A 19,468-nucleotide genomic window follows, 5' to 3' on the forward strand; every position below is an offset into this window, starting at 1 on the left:
AAGATGCTATTAAAGGTAGGTGTTGAGATGAGGTTGAAGGAGTATATGCTTGAAACGTTTCCAAATTTAGAACTTAGACCACCTAGAATACGACAGAAATAAAATTGATAAAGTATTTAATTGAATGTAGTCTATTTTAAATGAGGGAAATACCATATGGGGTGTTTCCTTTTTATTAATATGAAAATCAACATTTAAATTTGGCGGCACTTATTGTAAAAGTAAAGGGATTTGATGATAATGTATTGAATTTGGGTAGAAACGGAAAAAGGAGATGAATAAATGACAACAATATATTTCGTTCGCCATGCCCATTCTACCTATACAAAAGAAGAACGGGAGCGACCTTTATCTGAAAAAGGGCACTTAGATGCAGAGAATGTAACACGCTTATTAAAAGATAAACATATTGATGTTGTGATTTCTAGCCCGTACAAAAGAGCAATTCAAACTGTACAAGGAATTGCGAATACATATGATGTATCGATACAAATAGAAGAAGATTTACGAGAAAGGTTATTAAGTTCAGAGCCGGTAGCAGATTTTAATGATGCTATCGAGAATGTGTGGGAAGATTGGAGTTTTGCATACGAAGGCGGAGAATCGAATGATGTAGCGCAAAGGCGTGCTGTAATATGTATTCAAAATATATTAAAAAAATATGAAGATAAGAATATTGTAATAGGAACTCATGGGAATATTATGGTATTACTTATGAATTATTTTGACTCGAAATATGATCTTCAGTTTTGGAAAACCCTTCATATGCCTGACGTGTATAAATTAACTTTTGATAATAATTGTTTCATTTCTGCTGAAAGAATACAGTCTACAGATTATCAGATAAATAATTTGTAAAAGTTTATCAAAAAAAGAGGAAAGAGAGAAGTTATTGTAGAAGTATGACTTTGTAACATAAAAAATATGTTAAAGGAGGCTGTTTACATGTTTGAGAAAGAGAAAGAAGGGCTTATTGAAGTTCACAACGTATATGAAATTGTACCACCAGATGGAACAATTATTGGTATGGCAACGGAAGAAGAAATGGAAATTGCTGCTGAACTAGAGCTGCAGTACTATGCCCATTCTCGTTTGTTAGAAGCAAATATTCAGTTAGACGGTTCCTCCTACAAAGAGTTACTTCAGGAGTTCCAGGAGTACGAAAGAAAATCAATGAGCTTTTGGCGAGCAATACATAAGCGTTTAGCTGTGCCATGGGCATGGGTATTACGTATTGACGTTGCGAATGGTCCTATATATGTAAGTAATGGGAATGCGTATTACGAAGAAATCGATGATGAAGAAGATTATGAATAGATAAGTAAGGAAGCAGCTTTAGTTGCTTCCTTTTTTTATTCGTACAGATTGAACAGCTTCAATAATAATATCTGGTCGATCATTTTCTATACCATGACCAGCATGTTCGGCAAGTATATATTGGCTGTTTATTGAGATTTGTAATTGTTCATGAATCAGTTCTTGCCACATTGCTTCAAGTTGTGTCGCTTCCTCTTTTTGCATGCCGTCCTCAGTCAACTGAGTAATAGAATATTGAGGGTCTCTACCGATAACGATTAAAGGTACTTCTATTGTTTTATAGAGTTCTTTTATTGAGCGAGCACAATTTTTCCACTCCGATAGTTCAGAAGCTGTCGCTTTATATAATGTAGGAGAGGTAGAAAATTCAATTTGCTGTCTTGATTGATCGGCTAGCATAGTCTTTAGTTCATTAGAAAGCATCTCTACATCCATTTTGGAGTAGGTATTATATTTTTGAAGCCACATATCATCCGAATCAGTCTGATCAGAAATTGGTAAATGAAGTTCATCTAATCTGTGTAAGTTCATAGAAGTAGAATCAACTAAAATAAGTGATTGTAGCTTATTTTCATATAACATCGCAAAATGTTGTGCACATAAACCTCCATAGGAATGACCGATTAGAATGATTGGTTCGTGAATATCTAGTTTTTGTAGTAACATATGAAGTTCTTTTGTTGTTTGTAATGTAGTACGTGAATGATTCCCTAGCTCACTTTTTCCGTAACCTGGGCGATGGTAGGAAACGACTGTAAAGTGCTGTGAAAGCTTTTCTATAATAGGAAGCCAATCATAAAATGAGCAAGTCATTCCGGTTTGAATGACTACAGTTTGTTTACTACTTCCTTTCATATATACTTCTATAGTTTGCCCCAATACCTCTACAAATTTATAAATAGTAAACCCTCCTAACTAAGATTGAAGTAATTTTTGACAAGCAAAAACAATACACCAAACCCCTATACCGAACAGGACAGATGTACTAAGTGAAAATGAGTTTCTTAACCCAATATAGACGATAAATAATAGTAGTGCGGATGCAGGAAATCCATATAATACACCTATAGCAAATTGACTTAATTCTTGTTTGTTCCCGCCTTCGAAAGAAATCCAAAATAGGCTCAGTAAACTTACGAGAGGAAGGGCAGCAATAAACCCGCCAATCGTACTATAATGTTTAGCTACTTCAGTAATAACACCGATAATAAGTGCCGAAACGATTACTTTAACGAGGAAATGCATACTTTGCCTCCTTCGCTAATAATGAAAAAGCTTTTTCAATTAATTGTTGTTCTTCTTTCGATAACTGCGATTCTAATATTTTTATCTTTTCTTTATCTAGTAAAGTATGCTTTTCTAATACTTCAATGCCTTCTTTCGTTAAAGTAAGGTTCACAACTCTTTCATCTTGTTTGTTTCTTTCTTTCATGATATACCCTTTTTGAATAAGGCGCTTTACGTGTTCAGAAGCTGTGTTATGAGAGAGAGTAAGCTCAGTAGCGACTTTTCCAATTGTTATATCTTTCTCACGAGAAACGATTTGTAAAATACGAATAGCTTGATGGGAAAGGTTGTCTTCATATTCGTATCGTAAGTGATAATAAATGCTCTCCCAATGCTGATTGATGTCTTTCATAATAAATCCTCCTGTTTTTATGTCGTATAATAAGATATATTCGCTATTAAAGAAGTAAAATCCTTTTATTTGGATAAAAAATGTTGAAAAAGTTTATTTTTATTGAAATATAAGGTAATCTATGTGTAAAGGTATACATTCAGCAAGAGAGAGGATGATAGCTGTGAATACATTCAAATGGATGAGTCATGAACAGATGTATGTAGATGAAATACATGTTGAAAAATGTGGTCCTCTTTCAGTCGGCGTATATGGGGGAAATCAAGAGAGTGATGCATATGAACGAGGAGATGCGGTGCTTGCTTGGTGGGATCCGGAATTACAATTTGAATTTGTTATGATTTTTGATACACACCACAAAACAAAAAATATTGATTATATAATAGAAGCCATTTCAGAAAGAAAAGAGAAACTAAAAGAGTTATTTTCCTACCCGATACATTTAGCTTTTCATCATACACATATGTACTTATTAGCGTTATTTACAGATGAGTTATTTATTGAAAAATGTGATCAAGATGATGAAGAACTTGCATGTTTAATTTGTTTGAGAAAAGGCGAATTTTTATATTGGTTATCAGTTGGTGATTGCTTCGCATATTTATTCCATTCTGAGAAAACGAAGAATGGTAAAGGGCGATTAAATAAACGGAAGAATTACGAATATATTGGTAGGAAAAATATTTTTGCAGCAAATACACCTTGCTTTACGTCAGGTGTAAGAGGATTAGAAAAAGGAATGAATCACATCGTAATGGCAACGGACGGTATTTTAGAGTGTGATAAACGAAGGTTTGATGATGACCAATCTTTAATAGAAATATTACACGACGGAAGTTGCTTACAGATTGAGCCAGTATTAACAAATGTACTGCAGTGGAAAGGTAGAGATTGTGCCACAATTATTGGATGGTCCATTGACACTGAAAATAAACGATGTGCTAATTAATATAAAAGGAGTTCAAGGTTTTTATCCTTGAACTCCTTTTTTTAAGCAATATGGATGTGATACGTTTTTAACCATTCATTTACTTGTAGCATATACTCCATAGCACTTCTTGCTTCGAAATTGTTAATTTCTTTATTACTTTGATTGGCAATAGCAAGTAATGTGGAATGATTAATAAGTGAGAAAATAGGATTGTTTTTATTACTACACATGTCGAGTGATAAATGACGGATTGTTTGTAAATAATGTGGGTCTTGTGAAGTTGGATACGCACTTTTTCTTCTATTCCGTACATCGTCAGGTAAAGCAGGCTTTAATGCTCTACGTAAAATGCCTTTTTCAATATTATCAATGCTTTTTATGTTGAAAGGAACGTTCCATAAATATTCAACTAATCGATAATCGCAAAACGGTACACGAACTTCAAATCCTACAGCCATACTCATACGGTCTTTACGGTCAAGTAAGAATGGAAGAAATCTCGTTAAAAATAAATAAAACATTTGACGTTGTTTCGCGGATTTTTTACTTTCGCCTTCAAGAGTAGGTACTTCAAGTATCGCTTCTTGGAATCGTGTATCAATATAGTTTTCTAGATTACATTGGTTACTTACTTCATTTAGTAGAAGAGGAGATGTATTCTTCCAATTTGTTAGCCACGGAAACTTATCTACATATAGTAATTCCTCTTGATGAAACCAAGGGTATCCACCGAATACTTCATCAGCAGATTCGCCGGATAAAGCTACGGTCGCATCTTTTTTCATTTCGCAAAATAGTAAATATAGTGAAGTTTCCATTTCACCAGCACTCGGTAAATCTTTTGCACGGAGGGGAACGAATAAGTGATTTGCTAATTCTTCAGCATTCACAATAATATCATGATGAGATGTCCCTACATGTTCAGAAACGCGTTTTACCCAAGGAGCGTCTAAACCAGTGCGAGCAAATGTCAGTTCGAAATCTTTTGCGCTATTTACAAAGTCAATGGAATACGTATGAAGTGTTTTATTTTCAGCAGCAAATTCTTTCCCCGCTAGTGCAGTAATCCCGCTAGAATCTAATCCTCCTGATAACATACAGACGAGAGGAACATCGGCAATTAATTGTCTTTTTACTGTATCTTGTAAAATAGATAAAATATGTGATGCTGTATCTTCAGTAGAGTCTGTATGAGCTTTACTTTCTAAATTCCAATACTTCGTAACTACTTTTTTATCACGTGTAAATGTTATAGAATGTCCAGCACGCACTTCTTCAATATGTTTAAAGACGCCACATCCTGGAGTTCGAAATAAGCCTAATCCAAATATTTCATTTATGCCATCCGCATCAATTTCAGTAGGAACAGATGGATGCGCTAATAATGCTTTAATTTCAGATCCGAAAATAATGCTGTCATTTCTTTCTGTATAAAAGAGTGGTTTTACGCCTAAATGATCACGTGCTAAAAACAGTTGTTGCTTCTGATCATCCCATAAGGCGAAAGCGAAAATGCCGTTTAAATGTTGTACGCAGTCTTCTTTCCATTCTAAATACGAATGTAGTAACACTTCTGTATCTGAATGCGTTTCAAATGAATGACCGCATCTTTGAAGTTGTTCCCTCAGCTCACGAAAATTATAAATTTCTCCATTATAAGTAAGAGCATACGTATAATCACCAGCACGAAATGTCTTCGGCTGCGTCCCGCCTTCTGGATCAATTACAATTAAACGCCGGTGTGCAAAGGCCGCGCGAGGTGAAAACCAAAATCCTTCAGCATCAGGACCACGATGCTGAATGCTATTTGCCATCTTTTCTAAAATAACATGTTCATTGGAAAGATCTTTATTCCAATTTACCCAACCTGTAATTCCACACATACACATCTCATCTCCTAATTTTTAAAAGTAGATTAACGAAATAAAATGTACACTAAGTTAAAGAGTGACTATATAAATAGTGTACTACATGAATCAAATTGCAGACTTGAGAAAATTTTCTTTGGATGCATAGTTATGTGAGACAATGGCTAAGGGAAAGTATTCCATTACATACAAAAAATAATAAAAAGATGAGAGAAAAATTTTTTCTAGACGTTATATAGGGTGTAAAAGCTTTTACAAAAAAATAAGGGGAATCGCTACATGAAATCAAATGAGAAAAATTTTATAAAAAGATTACAGCGGCAAAAAGAAGATGCGCTAGAATTTGTTGTCGATACATATTTACCACTCATAAAGGGAATCACGCATAAAGTTCTTTTTCCAGTTCAAAATGATGGACTCATAGAGGAATGTATAAACGATATATTTCTTTCCATTTGGAATAATGCAAATAAGTTTCATGGAGGGCCGAGTGATTTTAAAAAATGGATTGCAGCGATTGCGAAGTTTAAAGCAATTGATTATTACCGGAAGGCAACTAAAAAAGTAGAAATTATTTCGGATGAGTTTCATATTAGTACGGAAAAGTCAGCGGAAGATGAATTAATTGTTATGGAAGATAGAGAAGAATTATTGAAGCTTATTAATCAATTAGAACCGCTAGATCAAAAAGTATTCATTATGAAATATTTACTCGGTATGAAGACAGAGGAAATAGGTGACAAGTTAGGGTTAACCCGGGCAGCGATCGATAATCGAGTGTACCGCGGGAAAAAGAAACTACAACAAAATGCTACGAATATTAGTTTTGGAGGTAGTGCAATATGAAAGACATTTATGAACTATTAAATGATATTGATATAGATGAAAAAGAACTTGAGGAAATTGAGGCTTCTGAAATTGAAAAAGAAAAAGTGAAGCGCAACTTAAAACAATCTATTCGTACGAAGAAAAAGATGAAAAGTTGGAAAAAAGGCGTTGCTGCTGCATCTATTTTAGTAGGATTATCAGTTGCAACGCTTGGTATCGGATTTCCTACATATGCAGGAGGATTGCCAATTGTAGGTGATATATTCCGATTTTTAGATAATGGTAGAACAGGGTTATATGAAAATTATAAAGAGTTTTCGACTGAATTGAATATGAAGAGAGAGAGTAATGGGGTTAAGGTTACCATTAATGATGCTGTGTTTGATGGTAGAACAATTACAATCACATATTCTATTGAAAGCGAAAAAGATTTAGGAGAGAAGCCGTTCCCATTTGGAAGTCCGCAAGTTAGGGGCTTTAATGGCGGAGGAGGTAGTTCAAACGTTACAAAAGTTGGAGAGGGGAAATATGTAGGTATGACTACGATGAGTGGTCATGGTAGTGAAAGATTAGATGTTGCAAATGTTTGGTGGGATATAGAGGCAATTGAGTTGGATTATGAAGGTAATGTAATAAAGGGAAACTGGAATTTCGCACTTAGTTTAAAAGCAATGGATAGTAAAGAAGTAAAGGTTAATGGGGTTTCTGAAAATGAATTAATAAAAGTAAATATAGACAAAATGGAAGTAACTCCGATGTCATTTATCGTTTTTTTCAATCAGGAAGAATCTAAAGTATTAAGAAGTATATGGGATAGCGCTGATGTGGAATTAGAAATAAAAGATGATCTAGGAAATAAATATGCAGGTGAAGGAAATGGCGGAAGTAGTACAGTAGCAGAACCGCACAAAAGTAGTTGGAGTTCCACATTCCAAAAGTTAAATGAAAATGCAACAAAACTTATCGTTACACCTCGCGTACACTTACGAGTGCATACACCTGAAAATCATGGTGGAGTGGAGTATGTGAATGGGAAAGAGAAGAAAATAGAAGTACCGAAAAAAGAAGCGAAAAGTCAAGATATTGTATTAGATGATATCGTAATTGATTTAAAGAAATAAAAGAAAGACTGCCTAAAACGATTAGGCAGTCTTTTTCTCCTTAAGAACTAGTAACAAGTAAAGCATGCGGGTGTTGTGTTTTATACTCATCTTTCCATGGAATGTTTAGCTGTTCCCACGATTCGCCGCTATCAGTGGATTGAAATACGCCATTGTTATTTAAAGTGTAAAACGTATGTGGTTCTGCTGGATTTGTCGCAAACATTGAAATGACTGTACCGATTGCTGATGGTAGACCTTGCTGTACTTGCTGGAACGGAGTATCTTTCGTTTTACGATAAATATAAGATTCATAAGGAATACGGTGATGAGCGAGGTCAGCGCTTGGTGCGGCAGAAACGAGAATTGTATCACAATCAGCTGGATCGATAGCCATGCTGTATAAATAATGATGTTCAAGTCCTTCGCTGCATGAAATCCAGCTGTTTCCGCTGTTATAACTTTCGAGGTATGCGCGATCAGGTCCGCCCATAAATCCGTCACCACATGATGCATAAAGGCGATTTGGAGCTTCAGGGTGCATAAGCAATTGATGAGCATCGATAGGAGCACCGAATTTTTTATCCATCCATGTATGCCCTCTATCATTACTTTGAATAACAGCACCAGCTTCAATTGAAACGTGGATTGTATTTGGATTGTTTGGATCAACTGTAATCCAGCGTACGTGATGAGTAAAAGGTCTAGGCGGGAAAGCCCACGTATAAGAAGATAATAATGATTTCATATTTTTTAGTTCCGTCCACGTTTCCCCACCATTTTCTGAACGGAATAAAGCGCTCGGTTCTGTGCCGACATAAACGACGCCATATCCGTTAACTTGTTCATTCGGGCTTATCGTAATGGAAGTGATCGAAGAATGTAAAATACCATCTTCTTTTGGAAAATCAAAGTAACGATAAGAATCTCCAATTGGTCTCCATGAATCTCCGCTATCGTCACTTAACCAGAGACCTCGTCCAAAAGTGCCGCAATATACACGATTCTTTTGAAATGGATCAACAGCGATACAGGTAGGTTGCATATTTTGTAAGTGATACGCCGCTTCATAGTTACCATATCGTTCTTTCACTACAACAAGTTCACGTTCCATACAGAGAAATAAACGTTTCATTTTCGTAACCTCCTTAAAAATTCTTTCATTAGTAAATAATATGAAGCCGAAAAAGAAGTAGTCTTATTTTTTGTTGAGAAAAAGGACTTGTTTGAAATGTAGCGAAGTGTGTATACAGAGGAAGCGGGATAAAGATGGGGAGTTTGTTTCATACTAATGTACAGATATTATCCTTAAAGGAGCCTTAGTATGGGACATTCACATAATCATGGTAATTCTAATAATAAAAAAGCGTTATTACTTGCATTTTTACTAACAACAAGTTTTATGATTGCTGAAGTTATTGGGGGATTTGTAACAAATAGCTTAGCACTACTATCTGACGCGGGGCATATGCTAAGTGATGCGGTATCGTTAGCGCTAAGTTTACTTGCGTTTAAGCTTGGAGAAAAAACAGCAACAACTGCAAAAACATATGGATATAAGCGAGTCGAAATGTTAGCGGCATTATGTAACGGTGTCGTTCTTATTGTCATTTCAGTATACATTTTTATTGAAGCAATTCGCCGTTTTAAAGAGCCAGTTGAGATTGCTAGTAATGGGATGCTCATTATTGCTGTACTTGGTCTACTTATTAATATTTTATCAGCTTGGATATTAATGCGAGGCGGAGATGTGAAGGGCAATTTGAATTTAAGAAGTGCTTTCTTACACGTATTAGGCGATCTATTAGGGTCAGTCGGAGCGATAATTGCTGCGTTACTTATTAAATTTTTCGGATGGACTGCTGCAGATGCGATTGCTAGTATTCTTGTGTCTATTTTAGTCATTATTAGTGGATGGCGTGTAACACGTGATACGGTTCATATATTAATGGAAGGTGCACCACAACACATAAATGTTGAAGAGGTAAAAAGTACATTATTAAATATTCCGGTTGTAAAAGAAGTTCATGATTTGCACATATGGTCTGTCACATCGGATTTTCAAGTATTGACTTGCCACTTGATTATTAAAGGAAATGAAACTCAAAGTGTATTAAAAGAGGCGACGGATGTATTAAAGGAGAAGTTTCATGTAGAACATGTCACCATTCAAGTAGAAATAGATGGTGAATTTAATCATAATGAGACAACTTGCAAAGTATGAAAGAAAAAGGATAAGAAAAAGTGTCATAACATTTTTCGCAGGGCATACATATATATAATGTGGCCACAAATACTTTGTAAGGTAAATATTTCATGAAATTACTTTACTTATAAAGAGTCATCTTTTATAATCAAAAGTGGTAATTGATAAAGATTATCATTTTCAATGATTGTAGAAAGGAGTTTTTTAAAAGATGAGTAGTCAACTCCGTTTTGCTGTTGAAAATCGTAAGAGGCATTTAATTGATGAGTTAATTGGAGCAGGTGTGTTTAAAATTCGTGACCGACAATTATACGAGCTGTCTTTAGAAGAATTGGAAAAAGAGTACGAAGATATGGAAGATTATGCAGATATTCAGGCATAGCTATATATATTAGTAAAAAGAGAGCTGGTTACGATTTTGTGTAGCCAGCTCTCTTTTTATTTCGTAGAAATTATTTTTTGTATTTCTTTCATTGGACGGAGCCAGTTTTGAGTCATCATTTGTTCCATTTGTTTTTCATCCTTCTTCTGTAATGCTTGAATGATAGAGTGATGTTCTTCAATAGATTGACTTGCTGGAACAAAGTTTTGGAAAAACAAATATTCAAGGCGTAAAACGTGAAGTTGCATATTTTCTAGAAAGGGTTCAATGTATTGATTTTTAGCAATAGAAGAAATGGTATTGTGAAATTGTATATCTAGTTGTAAAGCTTGTTTTGTGTTTTCTTTCTCTATAGAGTACTGAAAGTCATCATTTATTTTAGAAAGTAGCTTCAGATCAGCGTCTGTAATGTTTTGAAGTGCTTGTTTTCCTATAATAGAGTGAAGACCAGCCATCGTTTCATAAATGATCGGAATGTCGTCTAACTGAATAGGAGCAATTTTTGTTTTTTGTCCAGGTACCATTTCCACTAATCCAGAAAGCTCTAATATTTGAAGCGCTTCTCTTACAGGTGTTCTGCTTACTCCTAGTGCTTCAGCCAGTTCCCCATCATTAATTTTTTCATTGGGCTTCAGTACACCTTCAATAATCCAATCTTGTAGTTGATTTAAAACGAGTGATTTTGCTGAAACTCTTCCTAGTTTTTTATTATTTTGAGGGATAGGCATAGTGAATTCAATCCTTTCATTGTATATTTTCCTTTTTCTCATGAACAAGCTTTAATTCGGGTTTCCCTTCATCCGGTTTTTGGCTTAAGATAAGCACCATTACAATGACACAAAGGGCCCCTAATAACTGAAAAGATTGAAATGGTACATGTAATATAAATACAGAAGAAATAATAGCTGCGAGTGGTTCTGTACAACCGAATAATGTCGTTTCTTTCGGGGTTAAGTATCGTATGCTGTCTAAGTATAAATAAAATGCGATGAGTGTTCCGAAAATGATGACAAATGTGATGAGCGGTAAGGTATTTAGTTTTACATATTTCATCGTTGACAATAAAATGAATTCTTTCGTAGTAATAAAGTGTACAATCGTTACACCCATACCCCCAATAATCATGCCCCATCCAACGATAACTGAGGAAGACCATCTATCTAGTAATTTTTTTGAATATAAACTATAAAAAGCGAGAGATAATCCAGATAAAATACCCCAAACGATAGCTGGTGTAGAAACAGCTAAGTTATGAACAGACCCGTTTGTTAGTAAGAGGAAAGTGCCTACTAATGAAAGGGCAATTGAAATAAAATCAATTTTTGATGGACGAACGTTCCATTTGAAAAGTAAGTATACAGTAATAAATATAGGAGCTAAATATTGCAATAATGTTGCAACGGCAGCATTTCCTTCTTTAATAGAAGCGAAGTACGTGTATTGTACAGCAAGCATACCGAATAGGCCAAACAATATCATTTTAGTAGCATCAGATCTTTGTTTCCATATGCTGAATATTTCTTTTTTTCTCGTTCCGAATGATGAAATAATGAGTAAGATAACGCCCGATATAAGCAATCGAATTGTAACTAACCATTCAGTAGAAATATTGTCATATTGAAAAAGTTGTTGTGCAGCTGTTCCGGACAAGCCCCATAAACAAGCACCGATGACAACCATAATGATTCCTTTTAAACGATTTGGATCCATCATGTATAGAGTCCTCCTTTCAGAAAATATATTGTATACAATATGCAATATATCACGAAATGAATAAAAAATAAACTGAAATTTCTGTACTGCGAAGTAGGAATTATAGTATTTTCAGTTACGTTTACGATACAAGTGAGTAGGTTAAATAAAGAGAGATAAAATTATAAAATTAAATCATAATCAACAGGATAAAAAAATAAAGATAAGAGTAATTTGGTTTGTTAAAAATATGGGTAGAAGGAGATATGCGATGAGCTGGGTTACTCATAAACCAACATTTGAATTTGATAATTATAGCCATTTTATTCGGGCAAATACGGCGTGGATTGGGCATTTAGACTTTGCATATGATTTAGTAAGGTTTGAAAAGCCAGAAGTATTAGTCGAGTTAGGTACACATTTAGGAGCTTCTTTTTTTAGTTTTTGTCAAGGTGTAAAGGATGGGGGATTAGCTACAAAATGTTTTGCTGTAGATACTTGGACGGGAGATGGGCATACAGGTCCATATGGAGAAGGCGTTTATCAAATCGTAGAGAAAGTCGTAAATACGAGTTATCCCAATATAGGTAATTTAATTCGTTCTACTTTCGATGAGGCCGTTGATCAATTTCAAGATGGAACGATAAACTTGTTGCATATTGATGGCTATCATACGTATGAAGCAGTTTCTCATGATTATAAAACATGGTTACCGAAACTTGCGAATAACGGTATTGTGTTATTTCATGATATTGAGGTGAAAGATCGAAACTTCGGCGTGTATAAGTTTTGGGATGAAGTCACAGCAAAGCACCCTCATTTTCAGTTCCAGCATTCATATGGACTCGGCGTATTATTTCCGAAAGGTTGTAGCGATAAGTTTGTGGAAATACTTAAAAATAAAGAAGAAATACAAAATATGTATAAATAAAAGTGGAGCATGCATCATTTGAATGATGCATGCTTTTTTGTGTGGGGAATAACGATATTCCTTTAAACGGTGAGGATAATAGTAAAAAGTTTTATGTTGGCAAATATTAAAAAAGTTACCCTTTGATTGTTAAATATAAAAAATGTAACATTTTTTATATTTTCCATTGCGAAAAGTAGCATCTACTTTTACAATAGAAAAGGTGTCCAATATATTATACTGGAAAAATAAATCGAAATAATATGAAAATTTTGTTTTGTCTTCGCTAATTGTATATTACATACATGTAAGACGACACACGTCATGTTATCGACTTGTAAGGAGAGAAAAAAATGAAAAGTGTAAGATTACCATCGATGCTAGAAATCATAGTTCTTTTATTATTATTTCTTGCTGTTGTCTTTTCCTTCCAAACGATTTTTGATCTCCCAATTCAATTAGCGCTATTTATTTCATGGTTTTTAGTAATTGCGCTTGGATTAAGATTAGGATTTCGTTATCAAGAATTGCAAGATGCAATTACGAAAGGGATTTCTAACGGATTAGAAGCAATACTCATTTTAGTTGCAGTAGGTGCTTTAATTGGAACATGGATTGCTGGTGGGATAGTACCAACATTAATTTATTATGGATTAGAATTTATTCACCCTAGCATATTCCTATTAGCAACATTAATTATTTGTTCGATAACTTCTATCGCGACAGGAACATCATGGGGAACAGTTGGAACAGCAGGTATTGCAATGATGGCGATTGGTGAAGGTCTTGGGTTACCATTACCACTTGTTGCTGGTGCAGTTCTTTCAGGTGCTTATTTCGGGGATAAATTATCGCCACTTTCTGATAGTACAGTACTTGCAGCATCTATGGCAAAAGTAGATGTTATTGCACACGTACGAGCTATGCTTGTATTAGACGTTCCAGCGTATATTATTACTAGCATTATGTTTACTGTAGCTGGTTGGATGTATGGCGGAGATAACGTAGATTTAAATCGAGTAGAATTTTTAAAGGAATCATTATTAAAACACTTTGATATTAAAATATGGATGTTAGTTCCGGCGATTATTGTCATTGTACTATTAGCAATGAAGAAGCCTTCTATGCCTACAATTGCAATGGGAGCTTTACTTGGCGCAATTTGGGCAACTGTTTTCCAAGGAATGCACTTTGGAGACGCAATTGGAACAGCATATAACGGATTCTCAATTCAATCAGGCGTTGAGTTTGTCGATAAGTTATTAAACCGTGGCGGAATTAACGGTATGCTCGGTTCAGTAGCCGTAATTATTTTCGGTTTAGGGTTTGGTGGATTACTTGAAAAATTAGGTGTTTTAAAAGTAATCGTATCAAAATTCGAAAAGAAATTAAATTCTGCTGGTAATGTAACATTATCTACATTAATCGTTGCATTTTTAGCGAACATATTTGGCTGTGCGATGTACGTATCACTTATTTTAACACCGAAAATTATGCAAGAAAGTTATGATAAACTAAAAATCGACCGCCGCGTATTAGCGCGTAACTCAGAAGTAGGTGGAACATTAACTTCAGGTATGGTTCCATGGTCGGATAACGGTATTTTTATGGCTGGTATTTTAGGTGTTGCGACGATATCATACATTCCATTTATGTGGTTAAGCTTCGTATCGTTAATTTTAGCAGTTATTTACGGATATACAGGCAAGTTCATTTGGTATGTAGATGATGCTGAAAAAGGAAAAGAAGCATCATAAATAAAAAATCACCTTCTACGTGTTGTAGAAGGTGATTTTTTATTTTGTAATAGGAGTTGAAGAGGTTATCTCATCCTCATATTTAGCAATTTTTTGTTGTATCTGTTTCTGCTAATTGACGAACAAGTTCATATCCAATTCCTTTATTTGCAACTGTTATGAAAGCATATTTTTTCATATTGAATTCCTCCAGTATTGTTATAGTAGGTTACAAAGGAAAGAATACAACCTAAACTTAAGTTTAGGTCAAGAGGAGTTTTTAAAATAAATATAAAATATCTATTTATATGAGTGAGAATTCTTATCATTTAAAGGGAAGTCTGTTATTATAAGAAATGTAGGTATTTTATTTTCAAGGGGATGAAAAAATGGAGTACAGAATTGAAAGAGATACAATAGGAGAAATAAAAGTTCCAGCTGATAAATTATGGGCAGCACAAACACAACGTAGTAAAGAAAACTTCCCGATTGGAACAGAGCAAATGCCGCTTGAAATTGTAAAAGCATTTGCCATTTTAAAGAAGAGTGCAGCACTTACTAATAAAAAATTAGGAAAGCTATCAGAAGAAAAAGCAGAAGCAATTGTGACAGCAGCTGACGAAGTGATAGCAGGGAAATGGAATGAACATTTTCCACTTGTCGTATGGCAAACAGGTAGTGGTACGCAGTCAAACATGAATGTGAATGAAGTAATTGCAAACCGAGGGAATCAAATTTTGAAAGAGAAAGGGTTTGACGTACATATTCATCCGAATGATGATGTGAACATGTCTCAAAGTTCAAATGATACTTTCCCAACTGCGCTTCATGTAGCATGTGTACTCGCAGTAGAAAATCACGTGTTACCAGCAATTACGAAATTAAAAGAAACGTTAGCAGAAAAAGTAAAAGCATTTGAACATATTATAAAAATTGGTCGTACACATTTACAAGATGCGACACCGTTAACATTAGGACAAGAAATTAGTGGATGGCACCGTATGCTTGAAAAAACAGAGCGTATGATTGCAGAGAGCAATACATATATGAAAGAGCTTGCGATTGGTGGTACTGCAGTTGGAACAGGTATAAACGCCCATCCTAAATTTGGTGAGATGGTATCTGAGGAAATTAGCCAATTTACAGGTAAGCAATTTATGTCTGCACCAAATAAATTCCATGCATTAACGAGTCATGATGAAGTTGTATATACGCATGGGGCATTGAAAGCATTAGCAGCGGATTTAATGAAGATCGCTAACGATGTGCGCTGGCTGGCAAGTGGTCCACGTAGTGGGCTAGGAGAAATTATTATTCCAGCAAATGAGCCAGGAAGCTCTATTATGCCAGGTAAAGTAAATCCAACGCAAAGTGAAGCGTTAACGATGGTTGTAGCACAAGTAATGGGAAATGACGCAACAATCGGATTTGCAGCGAGCCAAGGCAATTTTGAGTTAAATGTATTTAAACCTGTTATTGCATATAACTTCTTACAATCTGCTCACTTATTAGCAGATGCAATTGTTTCATTTAATGATAATTGTGCAGTTGGTATTGAAGCAGATGAAGAAGTCATTAAAGAGAATGTGAATCGTTCATTAATGCTTGTTACTGCATTAAACCCGCATATCGGATATGAAAATGCAGCGAAAATTGCGAAGCATGCTCATAAAGAAGGGTTAACTTTAAAAGAAGCAGCATTGCAATCTGGATTACTAACAGAAGAACAATTTGATGAAATTGTCGATCCGAAAAAAATGATTGCTCCGAAAGAGTAATAAAAACGCCAAGATTCTTTGTTTAGAATCTTGGTTTTTTTATTACTGTAAGTGCCAAAATATATTATTTGTTAGCAGACATATTCAATATTTTCATATGTGGGCAGTTTTCTTTTAAAAGTGCAATGAATTTTTCTTCTTCTTGTGGTACGAAAGTTGTCACAGAGTCGAATAAATTATAATGGATTTCTAATTGCTGTCTAGTCCATTTCTTTGAATGAAGTTTTTTACCAGAGTATTTAATGTGGCGAATATCTTCAAAGGGAATTTCAGTACGTAGTATGAAACCATGTTTTACGAAAAGAGATGATTCCGTTACGTTATAGTGAGAGAAATAGAATGAAGAAAGATTCACGATATTTAGCAGCATCATGAGGGTGAAAAAAATAGAATTTTCATTTTGGAAAAATAGTGAAATGAAAAAAATCATGATAAATAATGTAATAAAAATGACGTGAAACGGATTTTTTTTCGCTTTAAATTTCAAGTTAGTCACCTCGGTATACGTGTACTTTAACTAAATTAAATCATAACATCGTAATAAAACGTGTGAATATGCATAATTGCATATTCACACGTTTTATTGCTTCATGTCCTTTTTAAAGAATATTTTATAGACGTTTTTTATAAAGGTTTGAAAAATAGGTAAACGAAACATTGAAATGTTTATTTCGTTTATGTTAAGATGATGAAGTGATAATAAACGTTATTGAAATTTGTTTATTTTAAAACGGACATTTTAAAGGAGTGTTTAGTATGAGCGATATTTCGGAGAAGTTTTGGGATGCGTCGGTAGAGGAATTGAAAAAAGGGTATGTGTTTGATGAGGAAACGGAAGAGTATATTTGTTTAGCTTGTGGAGAAACGTTTATTAAGGGTGTTATTTATCAAGATAATCAAGTTTTGTATGAAGCAGAGAAGTTTGTACAATTGCATGTGCAAAACGAACATACATCTATGTTTGACTATTTATTAAACCTTGATAAGAAGTATACGGGTTTAACGGATTTGCAAAAGAAGATGGTTCAGTTTTTCCATATGGGGCTGAATGACAAAGAGATTGTGAAAGAGATGGATGGCGGAAGTACTTCAACCATCCGCAATCATCGTTTTACACTTCGAGAGAAAATGAAGCAAGCGAAAGTGTTTTTAGCGTTAATGGAACTGTCAGAAGAAAAATCAAAAGTACAAACGAAATTTGTACCCATTCATAGAACAGCAACGATGGTAGATGATCGTTACAATATTACAGAAGAAGAAAATGATGAAGTATTAAAAACGCATTTTACAGAGGGATTAGATGGACCGCTTTCTAAATTTCCAAAAAAGCAAAAGCGTAAATTAATTATATTACGTCATTTAGTGACGAAGTTTGATAGTCATAAAAAGTACACTGAAAAAGAAGTAAATGCTATTATAGAAAGCGTATACCCGGATTTTGTAACTTTAAGAAGATATTTAATCGAATACGGGTTTTTAGATAGAACAGCTGATGGAAGCCAATATTGGGTGAAGTTATAATAACATAGGAAAGAATATGAATAGAAGCACACCATTACAACAAATATACAAAAAGATGTAAGTTGAAAAACAGATTTTTAATAAAAGGAGAAATGAAATTTGAAACCACCTACAAATAACAATAAAGAAGGTGCGGAGTCACATAAGTTAGAAAGTGAGAGTAAACCGATTTGGAAATCGATGTCCATGTTTTTAGTACCGTTACTATTAAGTAATGTACTACAATCAGTTGGACAATTATTCGGTATGGTAGTAGTAGGAAGATGGCTTGGAGTGAATGATTTAGCGGCCATATCGGCATTCTTTCCTCTATTTTTCTTACTCGTTTCATTTGTAATTGGTATTGGTTCAGGTAGTTCTATTTTAATAGGTCAGGCATTTGGGGCAAAAAACGAAGATCGTTTAAAAGCGATTGTTGGTACGACGTTGACATTTACTTTTATTATTGGAGTTGTGTTAGCGATAGTAGGTAGTATTTTTGCAATGGATATTATGCGCCTTATGGGAACGCCAGAAAATATTATTGAAATAAGTGTACATTATGCACGTATTTTATTTATATCGATGCCAATCTTATTTTTATATTTCGCATACACAACGTTTATGAGAGGTACAGGAGATTCTAAAACGCCATTTTACTTTTTAATTGTAAGTACAGCGCTAAATATGATCTTATTACCAATCCTTATTTTTGGATGGTTAGGAGCTCCGAAATTAGACGTTTATGGAGCAGCCTATGCCTCTGTTATATCTACAGTTATTACGTTTATTGTCATGTTAGTGTATTTAAAGAAGAAAAATCACCCACTACAATTAGATAGTACGGTAAGGAAATATCTTCGAATGGATTGGGGTTTATTAAAGCTATTACTACGACTCGGTATTCCAGCGAGTATTAATATGATATTAGTTTCATTATCAGAAATTGCGGTAATCGCGTTTGTAAATCGTTACGGTTCGGATGCAACAGCGGCATATGGCGTTGTGAACCAAGTTGCAAGTTATGTACAAATGCCAGCCGTTAGCCTTGGTATTACAGTCTCCATTTTTGCTGCACAATCAATTGGTGCGAATCAATTTGATCGATTGCAGAAAGTTGTGAAGGCTGGAATTATTATGAACTACGTCATCGGTGGTGTGCTAATATCTCTTATTTACTTGTTCTCAAGAGACATTCTAGCACTATTTTTAACGAGTCAAACTACAATTGAAATTGCTCATAGCCTAGTTATGATCACATTATGGAGTTATTTAATTTTCGGTCATGCGCAAATTATTAGTGCGACAATGCGAGCAAGCGGTACAGTATTATGGCCAACTGTTATCGGCGTCGTATCAATTTGGCTTGTTGAAGTACCTGTAGCGTATTACCTTTCTTACCATACAAGTCTTGGCATAGAAGGGATATGGATTGGATACCCAGCAGCATTTATTGTCAGCTTAATCTTGCAATATGCATATTATAAGCTTTCATGGCAGAAGAAACGAATTACGCGATTAGTGAGTTAAATATTGAAAATGTCCCTAAGTTATTTTACTTAGGGACATTTTTTTGTAAAG

The 19,468-nt window shown here is 34.6% G+C and carries 20 protein-coding genes and 1 pseudogene; 12 read left to right on the top strand and 9 right to left on the bottom strand.

What is annotated here, in order from left to right:
- Positions 1-282: 282 nt before the first annotated feature.
- Together MR070_RS06320 and MR070_RS06325 are read left to right on the top strand one after the other, a co-directional pair.
- Positions 283-858 carry a histidine phosphatase family protein gene (locus MR070_RS06320; RefSeq protein WP_138322214.1) on the top strand — a complete coding sequence of 192 codons (576 nt, stop codon included), beginning with the start codon at positions 283-285 and terminating at the stop codon, positions 856-858.
- An 87-nt stretch (positions 859-945) separates the two neighbouring features.
- Positions 946-1,317, top strand: a complete 372-nt coding sequence (locus MR070_RS06325; protein WP_000461775.1) for a hypothetical protein — start codon at positions 946-948, stop codon at positions 1,315-1,317.
- Between the two features lie 18 nt (positions 1,318-1,335).
- Here the strand turns inward: MR070_RS06325 and MR070_RS06330 are convergent, their stop codons facing one another.
- The 3 genes from MR070_RS06330 to MR070_RS06340 are packed head-to-tail and all read right to left on the bottom strand — an operon-like array spanning position 1,336 to position 2,956.
- On the bottom strand, positions 1,336-2,196 hold the full coding sequence (locus tag MR070_RS06330) for an alpha/beta fold hydrolase (protein WP_000531706.1): 861 nt from the start codon (positions 2,194-2,196) through the stop codon (positions 1,336-1,338).
- A 36-nt stretch (positions 2,197-2,232) separates the two neighbouring features.
- Positions 2,233-2,562: a DUF3147 family protein gene (locus MR070_RS06335; RefSeq protein WP_000545635.1), complete on the bottom strand. Its 330-nt coding sequence runs from the start codon at positions 2,560-2,562 to the stop codon at positions 2,233-2,235.
- Positions 2,546-2,956: a MarR family winged helix-turn-helix transcriptional regulator gene (locus MR070_RS06340; RefSeq protein WP_000651931.1), complete on the bottom strand. Its 411-nt coding sequence runs from the start codon at positions 2,954-2,956 to the stop codon at positions 2,546-2,548. Before MR070_RS06340 ends, MR070_RS06335 begins: the two co-directional genes overlap by 17 nt.
- A gap of 121 nt (positions 2,957-3,077) precedes the next feature.
- On the opposite strand from MR070_RS06340, the gene MR070_RS06345 reads away from it, so the two are divergent.
- A complete protein-coding gene (locus tag MR070_RS06345) occupies positions 3,078-3,905 on the top strand; it encodes a PP2C family serine/threonine-protein phosphatase (protein ID WP_016717104.1) in 828 nt (275 codons plus the stop codon).
- Positions 3,906-3,946: 41 nt separating this feature from the next.
- On the opposite strand, the gene asnB is transcribed toward MR070_RS06345, so the two are convergent.
- Complete coding sequence (gene asnB / locus MR070_RS06350; RefSeq protein WP_242260808.1) at positions 3,947-5,770, bottom strand: asparagine synthase (glutamine-hydrolyzing); 1,824 nt, start codon at positions 5,768-5,770, stop codon at positions 3,947-3,949.
- 264 nt (positions 5,771-6,034) lie between these two features.
- Between asnB and MR070_RS06355 the strand changes: the two genes are divergently transcribed.
- A complete protein-coding gene (locus MR070_RS06355) occupies positions 6,035-6,601 on the top strand; it encodes a sigma-70 family RNA polymerase sigma factor (protein WP_242260810.1) in 567 nt (188 codons plus the stop codon).
- The gene (locus MR070_RS06360) at positions 6,598-7,704 is read left to right on the top strand and encodes a DUF4179 domain-containing protein (RefSeq protein ID WP_242260812.1); all 1,107 of its coding nucleotides are present in this window, start codon (positions 6,598-6,600) and stop codon (positions 7,702-7,704) included. Before MR070_RS06355 ends, MR070_RS06360 begins: the two co-directional genes overlap by 4 nt.
- 40 nt (positions 7,705-7,744) lie before the next feature.
- Here the strand turns inward: MR070_RS06360 and MR070_RS06365 are convergent, their stop codons facing one another.
- Positions 7,745-8,818 carry a WD40/YVTN/BNR-like repeat-containing protein gene (locus MR070_RS06365; RefSeq protein WP_044790524.1) on the bottom strand — a complete coding sequence of 358 codons (1,074 nt, stop codon included), beginning with the start codon at positions 8,816-8,818 and terminating at the stop codon, positions 7,745-7,747.
- A gap of 189 nt (positions 8,819-9,007) precedes the next feature.
- On the opposite strand from MR070_RS06365, the gene MR070_RS06370 reads away from it, so the two are divergent.
- Together MR070_RS06370 and fbpA are read left to right on the top strand one after the other, a co-directional pair.
- Positions 9,008-9,907 (top strand): cation diffusion facilitator family transporter, encoded by a 900-nt coding sequence (locus MR070_RS06370; RefSeq protein ID WP_000510077.1) that lies wholly within the window; start codon positions 9,008-9,010, stop codon positions 9,905-9,907.
- A 193-nt stretch (positions 9,908-10,100) separates the two neighbouring features.
- A complete protein-coding gene (gene fbpA / locus MR070_RS06375; protein WP_000098301.1) occupies positions 10,101-10,271 on the top strand; it encodes a Fur-regulated basic protein FbpA in 171 nt (56 codons plus the stop codon).
- A gap of 56 nt (positions 10,272-10,327) precedes the next feature.
- Here the strand turns inward: fbpA and MR070_RS06380 are convergent, their stop codons facing one another.
- Both MR070_RS06380 and MR070_RS06385 read right to left on the bottom strand, forming a co-directional pair.
- Entirely contained in the window at positions 10,328-10,999 is a 672-nt protein-coding gene (locus MR070_RS06380; protein WP_014481626.1) for a GntR family transcriptional regulator, read from the bottom strand.
- Between the two features lie 16 nt (positions 11,000-11,015).
- Positions 11,016-11,981: a DMT family transporter gene (locus tag MR070_RS06385; protein ID WP_044790530.1), complete on the bottom strand. Its 966-nt coding sequence runs from the start codon at positions 11,979-11,981 to the stop codon at positions 11,016-11,018.
- Positions 11,982-12,234: 253 nt separating this feature from the next.
- Here MR070_RS06385 and MR070_RS06390 point away from each other — a divergent pair, with 253 nt between their 5' ends.
- Both MR070_RS06390 and nhaC read left to right on the top strand, forming a co-directional pair.
- Complete coding sequence (locus tag MR070_RS06390; protein ID WP_000119201.1) at positions 12,235-12,894, top strand: class I SAM-dependent methyltransferase; 660 nt, start codon at positions 12,235-12,237, stop codon at positions 12,892-12,894.
- Between the two features lie 332 nt (positions 12,895-13,226).
- Entirely contained in the window at positions 13,227-14,630 is a 1,404-nt protein-coding gene (nhaC, locus tag MR070_RS06395) for a Na+/H+ antiporter NhaC (protein ID WP_000843974.1), read from the top strand.
- Between the two features lie 100 nt (positions 14,631-14,730).
- Here the strand turns inward: nhaC and MR070_RS06400 are convergent.
- Positions 14,731-14,808 (bottom strand): annotated as a pseudogene (locus tag MR070_RS06400) (SDR family NAD(P)-dependent oxidoreductase); the annotation flags it as partial.
- A 190-nt stretch (positions 14,809-14,998) separates the two neighbouring features.
- Between MR070_RS06400 and fumC the strand changes: the two are divergent.
- Complete coding sequence (gene fumC, locus MR070_RS06405; protein ID WP_000456601.1) at positions 14,999-16,387, top strand: class II fumarate hydratase; 1,389 nt, start codon at positions 14,999-15,001, stop codon at positions 16,385-16,387.
- A 64-nt stretch (positions 16,388-16,451) separates the two neighbouring features.
- On the opposite strand, the gene MR070_RS06410 is transcribed toward fumC, so the two are convergent.
- Positions 16,452-16,874, bottom strand: a complete 423-nt coding sequence (locus tag MR070_RS06410) for a PH domain-containing protein (RefSeq protein ID WP_000669080.1) — start codon at positions 16,872-16,874, stop codon at positions 16,452-16,454.
- A gap of 269 nt (positions 16,875-17,143) precedes the next feature.
- Here MR070_RS06410 and MR070_RS06415 point away from each other — a divergent pair, with 269 nt between their 5' ends.
- Both MR070_RS06415 and MR070_RS06420 read left to right on the top strand, forming a co-directional pair.
- Positions 17,144-17,908: a DUF2087 domain-containing protein gene (locus MR070_RS06415; RefSeq protein WP_001280289.1), complete on the top strand. Its 765-nt coding sequence runs from the start codon at positions 17,144-17,146 to the stop codon at positions 17,906-17,908.
- A gap of 99 nt (positions 17,909-18,007) precedes the next feature.
- Positions 18,008-19,417, top strand: a complete 1,410-nt coding sequence (locus MR070_RS06420; RefSeq protein ID WP_044790523.1) for an MATE family efflux transporter — start codon at positions 18,008-18,010, stop codon at positions 19,415-19,417.
- The last annotated feature ends 51 nt before the right edge of the window (positions 19,418-19,468 follow it).

It is taken from the genome of Bacillus cereus group sp. BfR-BA-01453 (assembly GCF_022662915.1).
Taxonomy (GTDB): domain Bacteria; phylum Bacillota; class Bacilli; order Bacillales; family Bacillaceae_G; genus Bacillus_A; species Bacillus_A paranthracis.